The organism is Fictibacillus sp. 7GRE50, from assembly GCF_015903875.1.
In the GTDB taxonomy this organism is placed as follows: Bacteria; Bacillota; Bacilli; order Bacillales; family Fictibacillaceae; genus Fictibacillus; species Fictibacillus phosphorivorans.
In genome coordinates this window covers 590,659-609,066 of record NZ_JACZDW010000002.1, presented here as the reverse complement: position 1 = coordinate 609,066, position 18,408 = coordinate 590,659, and the positions used below count along the sequence as shown (strand labels likewise).

Annotated in this window: 19 protein-coding genes; 13 read left to right on the top strand and 6 right to left on the bottom strand. The window is 40.5% G+C overall.

Annotated features, from left to right (window positions below; all coding sequences use genetic code 11):
• The first annotated feature begins 53 nt into the window (after window positions 1-53).
• The 11 genes from IHV12_RS10255 (at window position 54) to IHV12_RS10210 (ending at window position 10,794) form a co-directional block, all read left to right on the top strand.
• On the top strand, window positions 54-1,154 hold the full coding sequence (locus IHV12_RS10255) for a Leu/Phe/Val dehydrogenase (RefSeq protein ID WP_197190791.1): 1,101 nt from the start codon (window positions 54-56) through the stop codon (window positions 1,152-1,154).
• A gap of 15 nt (window positions 1,155-1,169) precedes the next feature.
• Window positions 1,170-2,234, top strand: a complete 1,065-nt coding sequence (pdhA, locus tag IHV12_RS10250; protein ID WP_197190790.1) for a pyruvate dehydrogenase (acetyl-transferring) E1 component subunit alpha — start codon at window positions 1,170-1,172, stop codon at window positions 2,232-2,234.
• Window positions 2,234-3,229: an alpha-ketoacid dehydrogenase subunit beta gene (locus IHV12_RS10245; RefSeq protein WP_197190789.1), complete on the top strand. Its 996-nt coding sequence runs from the start codon at window positions 2,234-2,236 to the stop codon at window positions 3,227-3,229. The genes pdhA and IHV12_RS10245 overlap by 1 nt, the downstream gene beginning before the upstream one ends.
• Window positions 3,230-3,242: 13 nt before the next feature.
• The gene (locus IHV12_RS10240; protein ID WP_197190788.1) at window positions 3,243-4,520 is read left to right on the top strand and encodes a dihydrolipoamide acetyltransferase family protein; all 1,278 of its coding nucleotides are present in this window, start codon (window positions 3,243-3,245) and stop codon (window positions 4,518-4,520) included.
• Complete coding sequence (gene lpdA / locus IHV12_RS10235; protein WP_197190787.1) at window positions 4,521-5,954, top strand: dihydrolipoyl dehydrogenase; 1,434 nt, start codon at window positions 4,521-4,523, stop codon at window positions 5,952-5,954. It begins immediately after the preceding gene.
• Between the two features lie 445 nt (window positions 5,955-6,399).
• On the top strand, window positions 6,400-7,464 hold the full coding sequence (locus IHV12_RS10230) for an undecaprenyldiphospho-muramoylpentapeptide beta-N-acetylglucosaminyltransferase (RefSeq protein ID WP_197190786.1): 1,065 nt from the start codon (window positions 6,400-6,402) through the stop codon (window positions 7,462-7,464).
• A gap of 81 nt (window positions 7,465-7,545) precedes the next feature.
• Window positions 7,546-8,271, top strand: coding sequence for an AzlC family ABC transporter permease (locus IHV12_RS10225; protein WP_370568791.1), 726 nt, complete (start codon window positions 7,546-7,548; stop codon window positions 8,269-8,271).
• A complete protein-coding gene (locus IHV12_RS10220; RefSeq protein ID WP_197126916.1) occupies window positions 8,264-8,569 on the top strand; it encodes an AzlD domain-containing protein in 306 nt (101 codons plus the stop codon). The genes IHV12_RS10225 and IHV12_RS10220 overlap by 8 nt, the downstream gene beginning before the upstream one ends.
• A gap of 96 nt (window positions 8,570-8,665) precedes the next feature.
• A complete protein-coding gene (locus IHV12_RS22880) occupies window positions 8,666-8,797 on the top strand; it encodes a hypothetical protein (protein ID WP_255520061.1) in 132 nt (43 codons plus the stop codon).
• A gap of 128 nt (window positions 8,798-8,925) precedes the next feature.
• Entirely contained in the window at window positions 8,926-9,786 is an 861-nt protein-coding gene (locus tag IHV12_RS10215; protein WP_197190785.1) for a Cof-type HAD-IIB family hydrolase, read from the top strand.
• 150 nt (window positions 9,787-9,936) lie between these two features.
• On the top strand, window positions 9,937-10,794 hold the full coding sequence (locus IHV12_RS10210) for a glycerophosphodiester phosphodiesterase (protein WP_197190784.1): 858 nt from the start codon (window positions 9,937-9,939) through the stop codon (window positions 10,792-10,794).
• Between the two features lie 25 nt (window positions 10,795-10,819).
• Here IHV12_RS10210 and IHV12_RS10205 read toward each other — a convergent pair whose 3' ends face one another.
• From IHV12_RS10205 to IHV12_RS10190, 4 genes are all read right to left on the bottom strand, one after another.
• On the bottom strand, window positions 10,820-11,512 hold the full coding sequence (locus tag IHV12_RS10205) for a YetF domain-containing protein (RefSeq protein WP_197126919.1): 693 nt from the start codon (window positions 11,510-11,512) through the stop codon (window positions 10,820-10,822).
• Window positions 11,513-11,603: 91 nt separating this feature from the next.
• Window positions 11,604-12,653, bottom strand: a complete 1,050-nt coding sequence (locus IHV12_RS10200) for an ABC transporter permease subunit (RefSeq protein ID WP_197190783.1) — start codon at window positions 12,651-12,653, stop codon at window positions 11,604-11,606.
• The gene (locus IHV12_RS10195) at window positions 12,643-13,527 is read right to left on the bottom strand and encodes an ABC transporter ATP-binding protein (protein ID WP_197190782.1); all 885 of its coding nucleotides are present in this window, start codon (window positions 13,525-13,527) and stop codon (window positions 12,643-12,645) included. The genes IHV12_RS10200 and IHV12_RS10195 overlap by 11 nt, the downstream gene beginning before the upstream one ends.
• Entirely contained in the window at window positions 13,511-13,915 is a 405-nt protein-coding gene (locus IHV12_RS10190; RefSeq protein ID WP_197126922.1) for a GntR family transcriptional regulator, read from the bottom strand. Before IHV12_RS10190 ends, IHV12_RS10195 begins: the two co-directional genes overlap by 17 nt.
• 143 nt (window positions 13,916-14,058) lie before the next feature.
• On the opposite strand from IHV12_RS10190, the gene IHV12_RS10185 reads away from it, so the two are divergent.
• Window positions 14,059-14,886 (top strand): HAD family hydrolase, encoded by an 828-nt coding sequence (locus IHV12_RS10185; protein ID WP_197190781.1) that lies wholly within the window; start codon window positions 14,059-14,061, stop codon window positions 14,884-14,886.
• 88 nt (window positions 14,887-14,974) lie between these two features.
• Entirely contained in the window at window positions 14,975-16,240 is a 1,266-nt protein-coding gene (locus IHV12_RS10180) for a M48 family metallopeptidase (RefSeq protein WP_231618093.1), read from the top strand.
• Between the two features lie 491 nt (window positions 16,241-16,731).
• Here IHV12_RS10180 and motB read toward each other — a convergent pair whose 3' ends face one another.
• Complete coding sequence (motB, locus tag IHV12_RS10175; RefSeq protein WP_197126924.1) at window positions 16,732-17,505, bottom strand: flagellar motor protein MotB; 774 nt, start codon at window positions 17,503-17,505, stop codon at window positions 16,732-16,734.
• Complete coding sequence (motA, locus tag IHV12_RS10170) at window positions 17,498-18,283, bottom strand: flagellar motor stator protein MotA (RefSeq protein ID WP_197126925.1); 786 nt, start codon at window positions 18,281-18,283, stop codon at window positions 17,498-17,500. Before motA ends, motB begins: the two co-directional genes overlap by 8 nt.
• Window positions 18,284-18,408: the final 125 nt, after the last annotated feature.

Below are 18,408 nucleotides of genomic sequence, written 5' to 3'. Positions count from 1 at the left end.
AGCAAAGTAAAGAAGGAATAGAGTAAGTAGAGACATACTAGGGGGATTTACACATGTTTGAAAAAATATCACAGCATGAGCAAGTTGTATTTTGTAACGATCCATCAACAGGTCTCAAGGCGATTATCGCCATACATAACACTACATTAGGTCCAGCACTCGGCGGATGCAGAATGAGACCGTATGGATCGGTAGATGAGGCATTAGAGGACGTTCTTAGGCTGTCAAAAGGAATGACATACAAATGCGCAGGTGCAGATGTTGACTTCGGTGGGGGGAAATCGGTCATTATCGGAGATCCGACGTCAGATCGTACACCAGAGTTATTCCGAGCATTCGGACAGTTTGTAGATTCTTTAAACGGTCGCTTTTATACCGGAACTGATATGGGTACGACACCTGAAGACTTTGTCCACGCGTTAAAAGAAACGAATTGCATCGTCGGGGTACCCGAAGAATATGGTGGCAGCGGCGACTCATCTGTTCCAACAGCACAAGGAGTTATATACGGACTTCAAGCTACTATCCAGACGCTTGAAGGAACAGATGATCTAGCGGGTAAGTCTTACTCTATACAAGGACTAGGAAAAGTAGGATTTAAGGTCGCGGAGCAACTTCTCGCTGCCGGTGCCCAAATCTATGTTACCGATATTAACGAAAGAGCATTAAAGATGATTCAAGAACGAGCAGAACTGCTACCTGGAAATGTGGAAGTAGTGGAAGGAAGCGACATCTATGGGGTGGACGCTGACATTTTCATACCTTGTGCACTCGGAGGAATCATTCACGACGAGACGATCGAACAGTTGAAAGTAAAAGCGATCGTAGGAAGTGCCAACAATCAGCTTTTAGAAGATAAACATGGGCTTTATCTGCAACAAAAGGGAATTCTATACGGCCCAGATTATATTGTGAACGCAGGAGGGCTTATTCAAGTAGCAGATGAGCTTTATGGAGCGAACAAAGCTCGTGTATTAACAAAAACAAGAGCGATCTATGACAGCCTGATACAGATTTATAGTGAGAGCACGAAGAACCAGATATCTACGATGGAAGCAGCAAATCTTTTCTGTGAGGAAAAGCTTCAGGCCCGATCAAAACGAAACAGCTTTTTCGCTCACAACCGAAGACCAAAATGGCAAGTACGAAACTAAGGAGGGAAATTTTCTATGGAAAAGTTATTTCCAAAAATGCAGATCATTAATGAGAACGGCGAGTGGAATGATGAAACATACCGCGGGGAGATCACAGAGGAACTAACGAAAGAACTTTACACGAAGATGCTTCGTTCGAGGCTTTTTGACCGTAAAGGGGTAAACCTGCAGCGTCAAGGACGAATCGGTACGTACGTTCCTTTTGAAGGGCAAGAAGCGTCACAGATCGGAAGCGCGATGGCGATGGGTGAAGGCGATTGGATGTTTCCAACTTATCGTGATCATGCGGCAACGATGACATTTGGTCATTCTCTAAAAACTCTCTTTCTTTATTGGAAAGGTCGCCAAGAAGGTTGTATTCCTCCAGAAGGGAAGAATATTTTCCCTCCAGCCGTACCGATCGCATCACAGCTTCTTCATGCAACTGGCGCAGCTTGGGCTGAAAAGTTAAAAGGTACAGATCGTGCATCCATCGTTTATTTTGGAGACGGTGCAACATCAGAAGGTGATTTTCACGAAGGCCTAAACTTTGCCAGTGTGTTCAACGCTCCTGTTGTTTTCTTTAATCAAAATAATGGGTTTGCCATTTCTGTACCGATCGAAAAGCAGATGAAAAGTAAAACGATCGCTCAAAAAGCAGTAGCGTACGAGATGGAAGGCGTTCGATTAGATGGAAATGATGTGTTCGCTGTATATTTCCACACACGTACAGCAGTCGAGCGTGCAAGAAAAGGAGAAGGACCAACGTTGATTGAAGCTGTAACGTGGCGTTATGGGGCACATACAACAGCTGATGATCCTTCCAAATACAGAAACCAAGAAGAGTCTGTGAATCGCCGTGAAACGACAGATCCGATTCTTAGACTAGAGCGATTTATGAAAAACGAAAACATGTGGGATGAGAAATGGGCAACTGATCTTAAAGAAACGCTTACACTTGAGATCGAAGCAGCAGTAAAAGAGATGGAAGAAGCTCAAGCACCACATTATAACGATGTGTTTGATCATGTGTTTGCAGAGAATCCTTGGCCGATCGAAAGCCAAAAAGAAGCATACGCTCATTCAAGAGGTGATCGCTAATGACAACGCTAGTAGATACGAAAAAATTAACGATGGTTCAAGCTGTAACAGACGGTATGAGAGTGATGATGAAAGAGCACGAGAACGTTATCGTGCTTGGTGAAGATGTTGGACAGAACGGTGGTGTGTTCCGCGCAACAGATGGTCTAGTTGCTGAATTCGGAGAGAACCGAGTGATTGATACACCGCTTGCTGAATCAGGCATTATCGGTACGTCGATCGGACTTGCGATGAACGGTTTTAAACCGATCGCAGAGATGCAATTTCTTGGATTCATCTATCCCGCTTTCAATCAAATCATGACGCATGCGTCTCGCATCCGCGCGAGAACACTAGGACATTTTACAGTGCCAATGGTCATTCGTGCCCCATTTGGAGCAGGCGTTCGGGCACCGGAAATCCACTCTGATTCTGTCGAAGCATTGTTTACAGGAATGCCTGGAATGAAAGTTGTCGTTCCATCTAATCCATATGATGCAAAAGGAATGCTTGTTTCAGCGATTGAAGATCCTGATCCCGTCCTATTTCTAGAGCCGATGCGCTGTTACAGAAGTACAAAGATGGATGTACCTGAAGGAAAGTACAATGTTCCACTCGGGAAAGCTGCTCGGCTACAAGAAGGAAGCGATGTAACGATCTTTGCTTATGGCGCGATGATCGAAGTTGTAATGAAAGCTGCAAAATCTGCTGAAGAAAAAGGAATCAAGTGTGACGTGATCGATCTTCGTTCACTCTATCCATTAGATAAAGAAATGATTGCAGAAAGTGTACAAAAAACGGGCCGTGCAGTCATTGTTCACGAAGCACCGGGAACGGGTGGACTTGGAGAAACAATCATGTCATTGATCAATGATACATCTTTCCTGTATATGAAAGCTCCAATTGAACGCGTAACAGGTTTTGATACTCCGGTTCCAATGTTTGCACTAGAAGATCACTACTTGCCAAGCGCAGATCGTATTGTTCAAGCTATTAATAAAGTAACGCAATTTTAGGAGGTGAGTGTGAGTGGTAGAAGTAAAATTGCATGATATCGGAGAAGGAATGCATGAAGGAGAAGTTATACACTTTTTCGTAAAAGCAGGAGACTCCGTTAAAGTTGATCAGCCTTTAGTAGAGGTTCAAACGGATAAAGTAACCGCAGAACTACCATCCCCAGCAGCCGGAACGATTAAAGACATCAAGGTAAAAGAAGGAGATGTAGTGACTGTAGGATCTGTCATCTTAACGATTGATGCTGCCTCCGCGCCGTCTTCTCAAAATGCAAAAGAAGTTCCAGAATCTAATGATCAACCGGTCGTTGAAAAAATCGTTAAAGCACCGAGCAACACTACCTTTGCTGGCGGTATTGCAACACTGAACAAACGTGTTCTAGCTGCTCCTTATACGAGAAAAATTGCTCGAGAGAACGGTGTGGATATCGAACAGGTCAATGGCACTGGACCTGGGGGACGAGTGACTGACCAAGACGTTTATAATTATATGGATCAGCCTACTACAGCAGCAGAAACAGAGGAAACACCATTTAGTTCTGTAGAAGAAAAAGCGACTACATCGACTCAAGTGTTTTCAACAAGTGACACGGAAGAAATTCCATTTAAAGGTCGAAGGAAGCAGATCGCGAAGAAAATGGTTCAATCTCTTGCGACGATTCCGCATGTTACTCATTTTGAAGAGATCGATGTTACAGCTGTCATGGATCTGAAGAAACAGCTTAAAGCGATGGACCCTGACAACAAGCGTGGGATGAACGTGTCAGTTGCTGCGTTTTTCGTAAAAGCGATTCAAATTGCACTCAAGGACTTCCCTATTTTTAACGCGAAACTGGACGAAGAGAAAGAAGTGATTCGTCTTGAGAAGAACGTGAACATCGGAATTGCTACCGATTCTGATGAAGGGTTGATCGTACCAGTTATCTCTCATGTGGAACAGAGAAATGTAAGGGATATCGCGGTTGACATGAAAGACAAGATCACGCGTGCTAAGACAAACAAGTTGAAGGGTTCAGATATGACTGGCGGCACATTTACAATTTCTAATGTTGGACCGCTTGGATCGATCGCTGCGACACCGATCATCAATCACCCTGAAGTGGCACTGATGGCTTTTCATAAAACAAAGAAAACGCCTGTTGTGATCGGAGATGAGATCGTGATCCGTTCTATGATGAACGTATCTATGTCGTTTGACCACCGAGTTGCAGACGGTGCAACGGCTGTCATGTTCACGAACCGAGTAAAAGAACTCATCGAGAATCCTTACTTCATGACACTGGAGCTGATATAGATGGTTGTAGGTGATTTTGCAACAAAACGACAACTCGTTATTATCGGAGGCGGACCTGGTGGATACCATGCTGCAATTCGTGCGGCACAGCTTGGAATGGAAGTTACGCTGATCGAAAAAGAAAAGTTAGGCGGCGTTTGCCTTCATAAAGGATGTATTCCTTCAAAGAGCCTTACACAGTCTGCTTCTAACTTTTCAAGCCTTTCTCAGTTTAAAAACATGGGAATTTCAGTTTCAGAAGCAAGCTTTGAATATGATACATTCTCAAACTACTATTCTTCGGTTGTAACTGGACTTCAAAAGGGAGTAGAAGCCCTTATAAAAGCGAATAAAATTGAGCATTTAACGGGTACAGCATCTTTCATGTCCAGTGAGAGAATAGGAATTGATTCAGGCCATCATTTTGAGATGTACGAATTTGAGCACGCGCTTATCGCTACAGGAAGCTCACCATTGTTGCCAGAACAGGCCACGTTATCTAATAGATTGGTGACACCACACACGTTGTGGGAGTTGAGAGAGCTTCCTGGAAGTCTATTCATCTATGGTGATGATTACTTCGCGCTTGAAGCTGCTATGGCCTACAAGCAGCTTGGAAGTGATGTTACGATAGCTATTCCAAGTGATGGATTTGGTCTAGACGCGAGCATCGAAAAAGAACTGCAACGAGTCTTAAAGAAAAATAAGATAAAAGTATTTAAGAATCATCTATGGGAAAGCGCAGAAGAGATGTCTGATTCAGTAACCGTAACGTTGATAAAAGACGGTGATGAAAAAGTTTCTGTTGAGACTTCTCATGTATTGTATGCCGCTGGCTATTCGCCGAATGTGGATAGTCTAGGACTAGAAGCGATTTCGATCGAACGTGACGAGAATGGTTTTATTATCATAAACGAACATAGCCAAAGTTCTGTTTCTAACATTTACGCAGCTGGTGACTGTACGATTGGGATGAAGTTAGCATCAAAAGCGATCAAGCAAGGAAAGACGGCAGCTGAACATATGACTGGATTACAGTCTATGTTTAATTTAAGCCTAGTTCCTTATGTTGTTCATACGAATCCCCCGATTGCTTCAGTAGGTATGACTGAAGAGCAAGCCAGAGCTGAAGGCTATGAAGTGAAGACGGGTCAGTTCTCTATGAGCGGCAATGGCTTTGCATCTATTCTTGGTCAAAAAGAAGGTTTGTCTAAAATTGTGATTGATTCAAAGAGCGATGTTGTGCTTGGTATTCATATGATGGGAGCTGGAGCTGCCGAAATGATTCAAGCTGGAACGTTTGCACTAGAGATGGTAGCACGTGAAGAAGACTTATCGTACCCAGTTTATGCGCATCCAGCTTTAAACGAAGCATGGCTTGAAGCGATTGAAAGTGTGAGTGGAAAAGCAATTCATGTACCGCCTGCTCGCAAAAAAGAAAAAAGTTCAGTATGAATGATAAATGATGATGTTAAAAAACGGTCTTGTAGGCCGTTTTTTTTGTTGAGGTAGAGGGTATATCGCGTCTAGAGTTTGTCGAGTTCTGTCTTCTCGCCGATATATGATTAAAACTCGCCGAATTATCACCAAACTCGCCGGAATAAGTCCGGAATTTCTAGAATTAATTACTGAATTTCTAGAATCAGCACGTTTATACCCCCGTAGGTATCAGTGGGAACGTCTTTCGATGAGCTATATGACCTTTATATAGGCTACCCCTGAACTGAAATTACTAAAACTTTCATCCATAACCGAAAAAAACGTGAAATTCAATCAGAATAAACAAACAATTATCACTCACATGCCATTTTCTTTTTTGGGCTACATATATTAAAATGGCGATAAGATAACATCCGCTATAGGAAAGCACGGCGGATATAAAAGAAGTGAGGAATGCTGTTTGAAGAAGTTAGTTTTAACTGGCGGTGGTTCAGCTGGACACGTAACGCCGCATCTTGCCTTAATACCTAAATTAGAGAAGATGGGATGGGACTTGAATTATATCGGTTCTGTTGATGGTATAGAGAAAAGTTTGATCAAAGATGGAACGAACGTGCCCTATCACGGCATATCAAGTGGGAAATTGCGTCGTTATTTTGACTTGAAAAATATAAAAGATCCTTTTAAAGTCGCAGCGGGTGTTGCACAAGCTTATTTTAAGCTCGGAAAAATAAAACCAGATGCTGTTTTTTCAAAAGGTGGTTTTGTGGCTGTACCTGTAGTTATCGCCGCATGGATGCGTAAGATTCCTGTTTACATCCATGAATCAGATATTACCCCAGGTCTGGCTAACAAAATCTCATCTAAATTTGCTTCAAAAATCTTCGTTACGTTTGATGAAGCGAAGAAACATTTTGTTGCAGGGCAAGCGATCGTAACAGGTTCACCGATTCGTGATGAACTGCTTCAAGGATCAAGAGAGAAAGGTTTGTCCTTCTTAGGCTTTCGAAGCCATCTACCTGTACTAACAATCATGGGTGGTAGTTTGGGTGCGCGGAAGATCAATGAAGCTCTACGTGAAGCACTGCCTGAATTGTTACGCTCTTATCAGATCGTACACATCTGCGGAAAAGGCAACATGGATGAAAGTTTGGATAATACAGAAGGTTACAGACAGTTCGAGTATATTCAAAGTGAACTTCCAGACGTGGTTGCTGCAACAGACTTTGTGATTTCTCGTGCTGGATCGAACAGTATTTTTGAATGGCTGACGCTCAAGATTCCGATGCTGCTCATCCCGCTTTCAAGAGCGGCGAGCAGAGGGGATCAGATCCTTAATGCTCAATCCTTTGAAAAACAAGGCTATTGCCACGTCCTTTATGAAGAAGAACTAACAAAGGTGACATTGATCTCCTCTTTAAAAGATCTTAAAGCTGATCAAGAGCAGATAAAGAAAAGCATGGAAACATTTAAAGCTTCTGATAGCGTAGACCTTATTCTTCGCACCATTACAGGACAGAAGTAATGATAAGGGGTCTGTCCCGGGGACAGACCCCTTACAATTTATTCACCATTCACATCTTACAAAAACGGAGATGAAAAAGAGATGATGCCAAGCCCTGCCGTACATAGAGAAGAAACACCTGCATACTGGAAAAAGGGTGTTCAAGCTGGTTTGCCGATCGCGATTGGTTATATGCCAGTTGCATTTACATTTGGTCTGCTCGCTAAAGCTGCAGAGTTAAGTCTATTTGAAACGATAGGGATGAGTGTTATCGTGTTTGCTGGTGCTTCGCAATATATCGCCTTATCGATGATTGTTGCACTAAGTGGGGCTGCAGAACTTATCCTGACTACTTTCATCATGAACATCAGGCATCTTCTTATGAGTGCTTCTCTAAAGGAACGTGCTGAGGATGAACCTAAATGGCTGCGTGCGATCTACGCTTTTTTTATAACGGATGAAACTTTTTCTGTTGCTGCAACCTCAACCGAAAAAAAGATTACGGGAAGCTACCTGCTTGGATTAGGGCTCGTTGCATACAGCTGCTGGGTGATTTTTTCAGGAGTCGGTTATGTGATGGGGTCGGGACTTCCTCAATCGCTGCAGGACAGTATGGGGATCGCGCTTTATGCGATGTTTATCGCACTACTCGTACCTGCTGCCAAAAAGAGCAAGAAAGTAATTGCTCTTGCGGCTAGTGCAGGAGTATTAAATTCGATTTTCTCACTTGTCCCAACTTTAAAAGGGGGCTGGGGAATCATTTTATCCACATTGATAGCAGCAGTCTCAATTGAGTTTTTTATGAAAGGGGATGAGGGAGATGAGTGATCAATTCATATGGGTAATTGTCGGAATGGGAATCGTAACCTATATTCCAAGGATGTTGCCGCTCGTTCTCTTTCATACGAATCATCTACATCCAAGAGTGCAAGGAATATTGAAGAACGTTCCTTTTGCTATATTGGGGGCTCTCATTTTTCCTGGTGTGCTAACAATAAATCCAGAAAATTATCTATATGGATTCATAGGCGCTAGTGCAGCATTCATCGCCGCTTGGTTGAACTTAAATGTAATCGTGGTCGTGCTATCTTCTATCCTCGTTTTGTACGGTTATACGTTCTTGTAGGATATTGTCATAATTTACTTTGTAAATATTACACCTTATGAATTGATTTGTTGAAAAGGTGGGCGTATAATCACAATTAAAAGGAGGAGATACAAGATGCCTCATTTAGTTCGTTTTGTACTAATTGGTTTGTTTTCCGTTTCAGCTTTATCTGTACTCTCTTTTCAAGCCGTTGAGATTTTTCATGCTGTAACGGACGTTGTACAATCTTTTATCTATAAAGATTAATAATTTGTAAAATCGGAGAGCTATCTATAGCTCTTTTTTTTGTTACCTGATAAGCTTCAAATAATGATTAACAAGCTTTCAATTATGGGTACACTTACTAATGGACTAAGCAATAAAGGATGATTTAGATGAAATTAATCGCAATTGATATGGATGGAACTTTAGTTAACCGACAGTTAAAAGTTACAAAAGAGAACAGCGAAACCATTAAGGAAGCTGTAAACGATGGCCATCATGTTGTCATCGCAACAGGCCGTTCTTATGATGAAGCAAAACACACGCTAGAAGATGCTGATCTTCATCTACCGCTTATTTGTGTAAATGGTGCAGAGATTCGATCAGAAGGGTGGGAGATCCTTTCTTCAATTCCTTTAAAGTTTGAGCAGTACGAGGATATAAAAAAGATTTTAGATGAAGAAGATATTTATTATGAGCTCTACACGAGCAAAGGTACGTTTACAGATGATCGTGAAAAAGCATACGAAGTAATGAAAGATATCGTATTAACTTCCAATCCAGAAGCAACAGATGACGACGTTCAAAAAGCAGCTCTTCGACGTTTTCGCTTAGGATTAGTAAGTGTAGTGGGAGATTTTGATAAACTATTGAGTGAGAATGGTATTGAGGTATATAAGTTCCTTGCTTTTTCTGCAGATACTGGGAAACTCCAACGTGCTTTTCAGCATTTAAAAAGTGTTGAATCTCTTGCTGTCAGTGCTTCTGCTGATAACAACTTAGAGATTACAAACAGTGAAGCACAAAAAGGTGTGGCTGTTAAAAGATACGCTGAACTCAAAGGAATCTCGTTAACAGACACGATGGCAATCGGTGATAACTACAACGATGTTTCCATGTTAGAAGTGGCAGGTTTTCCTGTAGCGATGGGAAATGCTGTGGATGAGGTAAAAGAGATGGCCGCATTTGTTACGAAAGAAAATGATGAGAGTGGTGTCTCGTTTGCCATCAAGAAATTCTTAGAACAAAAATAAGCACTTACAAAAGCTGGTTCGAACATTTCGAACCAGCTTTTTTGTATACAAAAACTTCACATGTGATTTACAGAAATGCAAAAGCAAGTTCATATTTCCTTGTTACAGTGACAAAGTAGTTCACTTACAACAAAGGGAGAGTGCAGCATCATGAAGAATATATTTAAAATGGGTGTAGGAGCTTTAGCATTAAGTCTGACATTTATAGGGGCTGATTTTTCTGTGGTTGATGCAAAAGAAAAACATAAAGACATCTTAAATGTTGCGCATCGAGGAGCTTCTGGTTATGCACCAGAACACACGATTACATCTTATAAGATGGGTGAAAAAATGCATGGAGATTACATTGAAGTCGATCTTCAGATGACTAGAGACGGTGAGTTAATCGCAATGCATGATGAGACACTGGATCGTACAACAAACGGCACAGGACAAGTAAAAGATTTTACTCTAAAAGAAATCAAGCAACTTGATGCAGGAAGCTGGTTTAATGAGAAATATCCAGAACAAGCAAAGGCAAAATACGAAGGTCTTCAAGTTCCGACATTGGAAGAAGTCTTTCAAACCTTTGGCAAGAATGCGAACTATTATATTGAAACAAAATCACCTGAAGTTTATCCGGGTATGGAACAAAAGCTTCTTGATGTAGTTAATGATTATGGAATTAACAAAGATAAGCTGTTGGTTCAATCGTTCAGCTCTGAAAGCTTGTTGAAGATGAACGAGATCGATCCATCCGTGAAACTTGTTCAGCTTTTAGAGTATACAACTCCTGCTGATTTAACGGATAGAGAAGTGCAATCAATCAAGAAATATGCGATGGGAATCGGGCCGAACAGCGATATGATCGACCGCGAGTATGTTCAGAAAGCCGTTCAGAATGGTCTAGAGATCCATCCGTATACTGTAAATGAAAAAGAAGAGATACAGAAACTGATTGATTGGGGTGTAACAGGTATTTTCACCAACTTCCCAGATCTTCTGCATGAAGTGAAAAAAGGGAAATAAGGAAGGAAAGCAGCTGATATAGATCTCAGTTGCTTTTTTCTTTTTTTACAAAAAAGACGTCGCCATCGTCCTGAAGCTGTGCGAAGAAGACCTCTTTAACATCTTGATAGCCCGCACTCTTCAATTGCTGATCCAACCAATCGTCTGACAAACTGTATTCCTTAAAAGGCTGATCTATTTTCTCACCGTTAGAGATTAGCATTGTGGGCAAATATTGAGGAGCATCTGGTGGAATATTTAGATCTTCTTTTGTGACAGAATCTTTGAGTGGTTTTTTTAACACACTTAGTTGTCCGTTAGGCTCCATGACAGCATATTCTACTTCAGTAATATCAAAGACCGCACTGATCCTGAGCAGCATCAATAAGTCATCCATAGACATCTGCATCCGCTTCAGCTCTTTTTGCATAATCTGCCCTTTTTTTATAACGATCGTCGGCTGACTCTTCGTGAGTTTTGTGAGTAGGGGAGAATGTCTGTTGAGAAATTCTATACCGAACACGGCTAACGCCCAAAAGCTAAGAGACGCCAAACTCTCCCAAACCGTGATCTCTTTGTGGACAACCATATCTCCGATGATATTACCCATTGCGATGCCTGTTGCATAGTTAAAAAAAGTAAGTTCACCAAGTTGTTTTTTTCCGAGTAACCTCATGAGCATCAACAAAAAGGCAAAGCCTAGAACCGTTCTATAGATCGTGATTAAGATTCCATCCATCGTCATCCCTCATTTACATGTGCTGTTATCAGGATGCCCAAACAAAAATAAGGCAAACAAAAAAGAGCGAACATGTTGTCCGCTCTTCTCTTTATTTGCCAAACTGCATACGGAAATGAATTAATTTTTTCAACATAAAGAATGCTAAAACCCCGCCTATCGTTGCAGATAGGTAATAGCCAATAAGCGATCTGGAATCGTAGTCGCCGAATATACCGCCACCTAACATACCGAATGTTAGAGCAAAGCACAATACAACGCCAAAGGTGAAGAATCCTCTACCTTTTTCAAAAACAAGTAATCTACCGTTGTTTTCGTTCTTAGTTCTGCTAAAGAGCCATGTTCCAAAAGCTACAGATAGAATCGTATAAGCTAGTGGAATCAGTAACATGACATATGGTATATGTGAGAAATCAGTAAAAGAATTATCTGAGAGATCTATATAATAACGAAATTCTATAATAGGAATTGGCAGTGTGAAACTGTTGATCAAATCGTTAAATAATACAGTAGATGGTGCATTATGATTGATAGAAATCCCGTGATATTCTAAAAATGAAACTATAAGAGATATAAAACCGAGTGGAAAGAATAAAAAGATCCCACTCAATACTAGTTGAGAAATTAAATTTCCTGCAATCGTTCCAATAAAAAGACTAAAAGAGAAAATAGCGATCGAGAACGGAATAACCACCATCATGAATTTCAAAAGAAATGCAGCATCTGTTACTTCTGAAAGAATCGTAAACTTTACAATCAGCATACATAATAGCAAGTTGATTAACAGACCTGTTATGATATGACCTACTCCAAAAATCCATTTTGATAGAAAGATATCTTTACGTTTAAAAGGGAGTGAGAACGTTAGGTCAGTCGCATGAGTCGTTCTTTCACTGCCGACTAGAAGAGCAGCTAATCCTACGATTAAAAATAAGAAAACTACGATATCTGCACCAGTAAAATGAAAGTTCATGTAATAGTTTTCAGGTGCATCCGCATAAGGATCATTTTTTTGAGTTAACATGGTTTGGGCTTTTCCAAAGAAAGAATACGGTAAAAACAAGAACAATGAAATATAGATCCCCCATACGGCAGGGCTTCCTAGTTTTTGGTTCCTCATCCACAATGCTTTATGAAACATGTGATTCACCTCCAAGTGTTGAAATGAAAATATCTTCGAGAGTCATAGGTAGTTCTTCTAGCAATAGCGGATTTTCTCCGTTCATCTTTTGGAGTGTCGCTTCAATGTTTCCTTTGATCATCAATGTATAGACACGTCCTGTTTGATTTAAGATGTTCACGTTGTTCAATTGCTCGATCTTTTCAGGCAGAGAGTGTTTGTAAACCACTTGAACTTTACGGAACGATGATTTTGCATCCTCGATAGAGGTTGTGGATTCAATTCGTCCTTCTTTAATCATGATAAGAACATCTGCCATCTTCTCTACTTCCTCTAAATGATGAGTAGAGATAAGAACGCATAGCTGTCGCTCACTCACTTCTTCAATAATAAATTGCAAGATGTTTCTTTTTACGATAGGGTCAAGTCCGTTTGTTGGTTCATCTAAAATGATAAGATCCGATTTCGTTGAAAAAGAAAGGATCATTAAGAACAGCGCCTTCATGCCTTTGGAATATGTTCTGATTTTTTTATTTTTAGGAAGTTTAAAGCGGTCTAGAAGAGAGTAGAAGTATACAACATCAAAATCTTCATAAATTGCATCATATAGCTTTACGATTTCTTTAACGCTATAACTCTTTAAAATCTCAGTCGAATCTGGAACATAAGTAATCTTTTGTTTAATCTCAGGATTTTGATGAATATCTGTGTCATTAAAGAACACTTCACCTTCATCCGGATCTAATATGCCTGCGATTACGCGAAGTAGCGTAGACTTTCCAACACCATTTCTTCCGACTAAACCTGCAATCGTACCTGGTTCCAGTGTGATGTTCACATGGTCTAACACTTGAGAACCCTCTATCGTTTTACTAATATTATTCACTTTCAGCATGACTGTTTTTACCCCCAAGCTCTTCTGAAAAGTTTTTCAACCACTTTGATAATGTTTGGTGATCGATACCAAGATAGGAAGCGTCAATAATTAGCTGCTTCAGCTGTTGTTTGAGTTCTGTTGTCTTCTGATCATCTGCTTTAGGAATGATAGAAGCGGAAACAAACGTGCCTTTTCCTCGCAATGTCTCAATGATGCCTTGGCGTTCTAACTCTTGATAAGCTTTACTCACTGTATTTGGATTGATCAGTAATGTTCCTGATAGTTCGCGTACCGAAGGCAATTTTTCTTCTGGCAACAAAATTTCTCGCAAGATCAGTTCCTTGATCTGATGAACAACTTGTTCCCATATCGGTGTATTGCTTCGGGGATCTAAATTCAATATCATGTTATCCCACCTTTATATACTATATGTGTGTATTACTGTGTATAGTACACTTATAACATACAAGATTAGTAAATTTATGTCAACGTACTTTTCTTTACTTTTTTTGATTAGGATTACTACAATGAAAGAAGGAGGGATGAGACGTGAAATCGATTATTGATGATGCGAAGTTGCTTATTTTTGATCTGGACGGAACGCTATATGAAGATACAGACCATTTCGATTATTACTGTAGATTGTTACAAAAAAGGGTGTCTGATGAGAAAAAGAAAGACTTTTGGGATACATATGAAAGTATGAAGAAGGGGACACACCCTGTTGCAATCGGTAAAGTGTATGATATTAAAAATGATGCAAGTGTTACCGTCGATCCAATGACACTGCAAGTAACAAAAGTAACATCCTTTGATGGGGTTGAGTGGTCAGAGGACAAAGTGAAAGCAGAATTTTCGGGTGAGCTTGTATATGACTTTGAAAGATTGATCGCGATCGGTGATGGATGGTGGCTGCCGTATGCTACAGCTATGCATTTCGGTGTGAAGCAAGCAGATACGTGGGAATGCTATAACGCTACAAAAGAGTACATGGTAACCGATCAGTTCCAGCTATCGAAAACACCAGGCCTTAAACAGGCTTTGAAACTTTTCAAGGAAAAGAAAAAGGTAGTCCTTTTAACGAACAGTGAAAGAGAAGATGTAAAACGCTTGTTAAGTGAGTTGGAGCTAGATGGAATGTTCCATGCTCTCTATACTGAGAGTGAAAAACCGTTGAAGACGAAAGAAAAGCTCCAGACGATATTGAATGAATATGGTATAAAGCCTCATGAAGCGGTATCAATCGGTGATAATTTTATAAATGAAATCGCACCTGCACTTCTTATGGGATTAAAAGCGGTTTACATTCAGCCGAATTCTATAGAAGTAGATCATGAAAACCTTCATATCGTCCCGACCCTTGCAAATGCTCTTTAAGATTTTACAAAGTATTTTATGAAAGCTTGTTCTAATTTGGACAATTCGCCCTACACTTTATAGTAGGTAATAAAGGGGGGCGCATGCTTTGAAAAAATCGTTACTTTTTGTGATCGGCTTTGCTATATACGCGGGTTTGATGTGGTTCTATCTGTTTCAAGGAGCAGACGCAAACTTGCCTGTGCATCTGAAGGGCTCTGCTGCGGATCCAGCAGTCTTTATGACAGACCGTGAACTGGAACTTAGCACTGATTTTTCAAGAATAAAGGATTTTATCTACTTCATATCTGTGCCGCTCGAGTGGTTGATCTATCTGTTTGTACTAGGATTCGGCTTATCAAGATGGTTCCGAAAAGCATCTAGCGGTTTAACAAGGTTCTCTATTGTTCACACTGGAATCTATGTGCTTTTGCTTTCGTTTGCTAGCTGGGTGTTAACATTCCCACTACGCTACTACAGTTTTACCGTTTCCAAAAGCTTTAATATATCTGTTCAATCTTTTCACAGCTGGATGAGAGATGGATTAGTGGATTTCTGGATCAACTGGCTATTAACAACTGTGATGGTTGCTGTTATGTATTGGCTGATCAAAAAATATGAAAAAAGATGGTGGCTATACGCTTGGCTGCTTTCCGTTCCGTTTACTTTGTTTCTCTACTTCATCCAGCCCGTTGTAATCGATCCGTTGTATAACAAGTTCTATCCGCTGCAGGATGAAGTGTTAAAGGGTAAAATTCTAGATATTGCGGAAAGAGCGGACATTCCGGCAGAAAATGTTTATGAAGTGAACATGTCTGAAAAAACAAATGCATTAAATGCTTATGTAAACGGAATCGGATCAAATCTACGGATCGTCCTATGGGATACAACACTTAATAAATTGAGTGATAACCAAGTTCTGTTTGTAATGGCCCATGAGATCGGACATTATGTGATGAACCATCTGTATTGGAACTTGATTTCATCGGTGGTTCTCTCGTTCTTAGGATTATGGCTCGGAAATATGATCTATCGAAAATGGATAGAGAAGTACGGCAAGACATGGGGAATAAAGGGAGTAGGAGATCTAGCGGCACTTCCTGCATTGCTATTGATCTTTTCGTTATTGAGCTTTGCCGTATCTCCACTGGAGAATGCGGTCTCAAGAAAAGCAGAGCGGGACGCTGATCTGTATGCGATTCAGATGACAAACAACCCGAAAGCAGCAGTAGGGGCATTTCAAGAGCTTGCGACCGTTTCTTTAAGTGAAGTAAACCCACCAAAAATCGTAAAATGGTTTTTATACGGTCATCCGACCATGCTTGAGCGTATCCATTTCTTAGATAGCTATAAAACGAGTAAAAAGATGGAATAAAAATAAAAACTGGCTTCTTTGGTAGTGGTTAATGCCACTTCAAGAAGCCAGTTTTTTTTGTAGATGTATTAGATGAGGTGTGAAGAAAGTGTTGTGTGAATTGTGTTCTTGAGCGAATCTCGAGATTTATGAGCGATTTTCGAGATTTATGAGCGATTTTCGAGATTTATGAGCGATTCTCGAGATTTGTGAGCGATTTTCGAGATTTATGAGCGATTTTCGAGATTTATGAGCGATTCTCGAGATTTGTGAGCGATTCTCAAGATTTGTGAGCGATTCTCGAGATTTGTGAGCGATTTTCAAGATTTGTGAGCGATTCTCGAGATTTATGAGCGATTCTCAAGATTTATGAGCGATTCTCAAGGTTTATGAGCGATTCTCAAGATTTGTGAGGGGATCTCGAGATTTGTGAACGATTCCCAAGATTAATAATCGATTTTCAAGATTCACCATTCATCACTCCAGCATACACCACCCTCTGACTTAACTCATCACTGTACAGATTTCAAACTAACATTTGGCAGTACAAGTACTTCAACACGACGGTTTTTTGCTCGACCTTCTGGAGTTTTATTCTCTGACTTTGGACGATATTCTCCATAACCGCTTGCGCTGACTTGGTTCGGTTTCAATGAAGGATTTTCAAGCAGAACGCGCATAAAGTTAATCCCTCTCAACGCGCTGAGTTCCCAGTTTGATTGAAAGTTTGCCGTGCTGATCGGTACGTTATCTGTATGGCCCGCGATAACAATATTTCGTGGTGGCGTGGTAACAAGTAGATCAGATAATTTTTTGCCGATCTCTCTAGAACCAGGTTTTACAGTTGCACTACCAGAATCGAATAAAGCATTATCTAAGATGGTGATCAATAAGCCGTTTTCTGTCAGCTTTGTTTGAAGACTAGAATCTAACTTGTTTGTTTGAATATAAGCATTGATCTTTTTTTCCATCTCTTCTAATTGTTCCAGTTCTTTCTTCGCTTCTTCAAGCCGTTCTTTTTCTTCTTTGGAAATGACTTCTTTTTGCGCATCAGGAATTGGTGTGGAGTCAGGAGAAGGGATCGGTACTTGTTCTTCCATTACGCCTGTGCCGCCTGTGAACTCATTTCGAAAAGCACTTGCCATCTGTTTAAACTTTTGAGCATCGATCTCACTCATGGCAAACAATACGATAAACAAAGCAAGTAAAAGCGTGAGCATGTCTGCATAAGGAATGAGCCAAGATTCATCCACATGTTCGTCATGATGCTTTTTCTTTTTAGCCAACTGAACCACCTGCTTTGTATTGATCGCGTTCGCTAGTTGGAATATACGTTAACAGCTTTTCTTCTAAAATTTTTGGGGATGTCCCATCTTGAATAGATAACAGCCCTTCGATCATAATCTCTTTGATCATGATTTCTTTCTTTGACTTTCGTTTTAACTTATTAGCGAAAGGATGCCACAACACATAGCCAGAAAAAATACCGAATAAAGTAGCGATAAAGGCTGCTGAAATGGCTTTTCCTAAAGCTGTGATGTCGGCCATGTTTCCTAGTGCCGCGACTAAACCTACTACTGCACCTAAGACACCGAGAGTTGGTGCATATGTACCCGCTTGAGTAAAGATGGTAGCGTTGCTTGCATGACGTTCTTCCATTGTTTCTAAGTCTTTCATTAAGACATCTTTAATAAATTCAGGAGGCTGTCCGTCAACGATCATCTTAATTCCTTGTTGAAGGAAAGGGTCATCCACTTCTTCTGCTTTCGGTTCTAATGCGAGCAAACCTTCTTTACGAGCGACCGTTGCCCATTCAATGAAAATCGTTACTAGATCCTTCATATCAATGAGCTTTTGTTCTTTGAATAAAATCTTGAAAAGAGCAGGGATTTTTTTAATCTCGTTCAATGGAAATGCAATGAGGATAGCTGCTGCAGTTCCGGCAAATATAATAAGCAATGCTGCTGGATTCAATAATGCTGTAGGACTTGCGCCTTTTAAAAACATCCCGACACCTACCGCAAGTATGCCTAGAATGACTCCGATTAATGTTGTGCGATCCATAATGATGTTCCTCACTTTATCTTTAAATTCTGTATCTATTTTTCCTGAGCTATATTTTCTTTTATATCGGAAAGATAGAAGGAAACTTAATGATAAAAGTTGGAAAATATGTGATCCAAATTGCT

Bases quoted from the DNA above. Each gene is read 5' to 3' on its own strand.
- IHV12_RS10255 (WP_197190791.1), top strand. From the start codon at position 54: ATGTTTGAAAAAATATCACAGCATGAGCAAGTTGTATTTTGTAACGAT.
- pdhA (WP_197190790.1), top strand. From the start codon at position 1,170: ATGGAAAAGTTATTTCCAAAAATGCAGATCATTAATGAGAACGGCGAG.
- IHV12_RS10245 (WP_197190789.1), top strand. From the start codon at position 2,234: ATGACAACGCTAGTAGATACGAAAAAATTAACGATGGTTCAAGCTGTA.
- lpdA (WP_197190787.1), top strand. From the start codon at position 4,521: ATGGTTGTAGGTGATTTTGCAACAAAACGACAACTCGTTATTATCGGA.
- IHV12_RS10225 (WP_370568791.1), top strand. From the start codon at position 7,546: ATGATGCCAAGCCCTGCCGTACATAGAGAAGAAACACCTGCATACTGG.
- IHV12_RS10220 (WP_197126916.1), top strand. From the start codon at position 8,264: ATGAGTGATCAATTCATATGGGTAATTGTCGGAATGGGAATCGTAACC.
- IHV12_RS22880 (WP_255520061.1), top strand. From the start codon at position 8,666: ATGCCTCATTTAGTTCGTTTTGTACTAATTGGTTTGTTTTCCGTTTCA.
- IHV12_RS10215 (WP_197190785.1), top strand. From the start codon at position 8,926: ATGAAATTAATCGCAATTGATATGGATGGAACTTTAGTTAACCGACAG.
- IHV12_RS10210 (WP_197190784.1), top strand. From the start codon at position 9,937: ATGAAGAATATATTTAAAATGGGTGTAGGAGCTTTAGCATTAAGTCTG.
- IHV12_RS10205 (WP_197126919.1), bottom strand. From the start codon at position 11,512: ATGGATGGAATCTTAATCACGATCTATAGAACGGTTCTAGGCTTTGCC.
- IHV12_RS10200 (WP_197190783.1), bottom strand. From the start codon at position 12,653: ATGTTTCATAAAGCATTGTGGATGAGGAACCAAAAACTAGGAAGCCCT.
- IHV12_RS10195 (WP_197190782.1), bottom strand. From the start codon at position 13,527: ATGCTGAAAGTGAATAATATTAGTAAAACGATAGAGGGTTCTCAAGTG.
- IHV12_RS10190 (WP_197126922.1), bottom strand. From the start codon at position 13,915: ATGATATTGAATTTAGATCCCCGAAGCAATACACCGATATGGGAACAA.
- motA (WP_197126925.1), bottom strand. From the start codon at position 18,283: ATGGATCGCACAACATTAATCGGAGTCATTCTAGGCATACTTGCGGTA.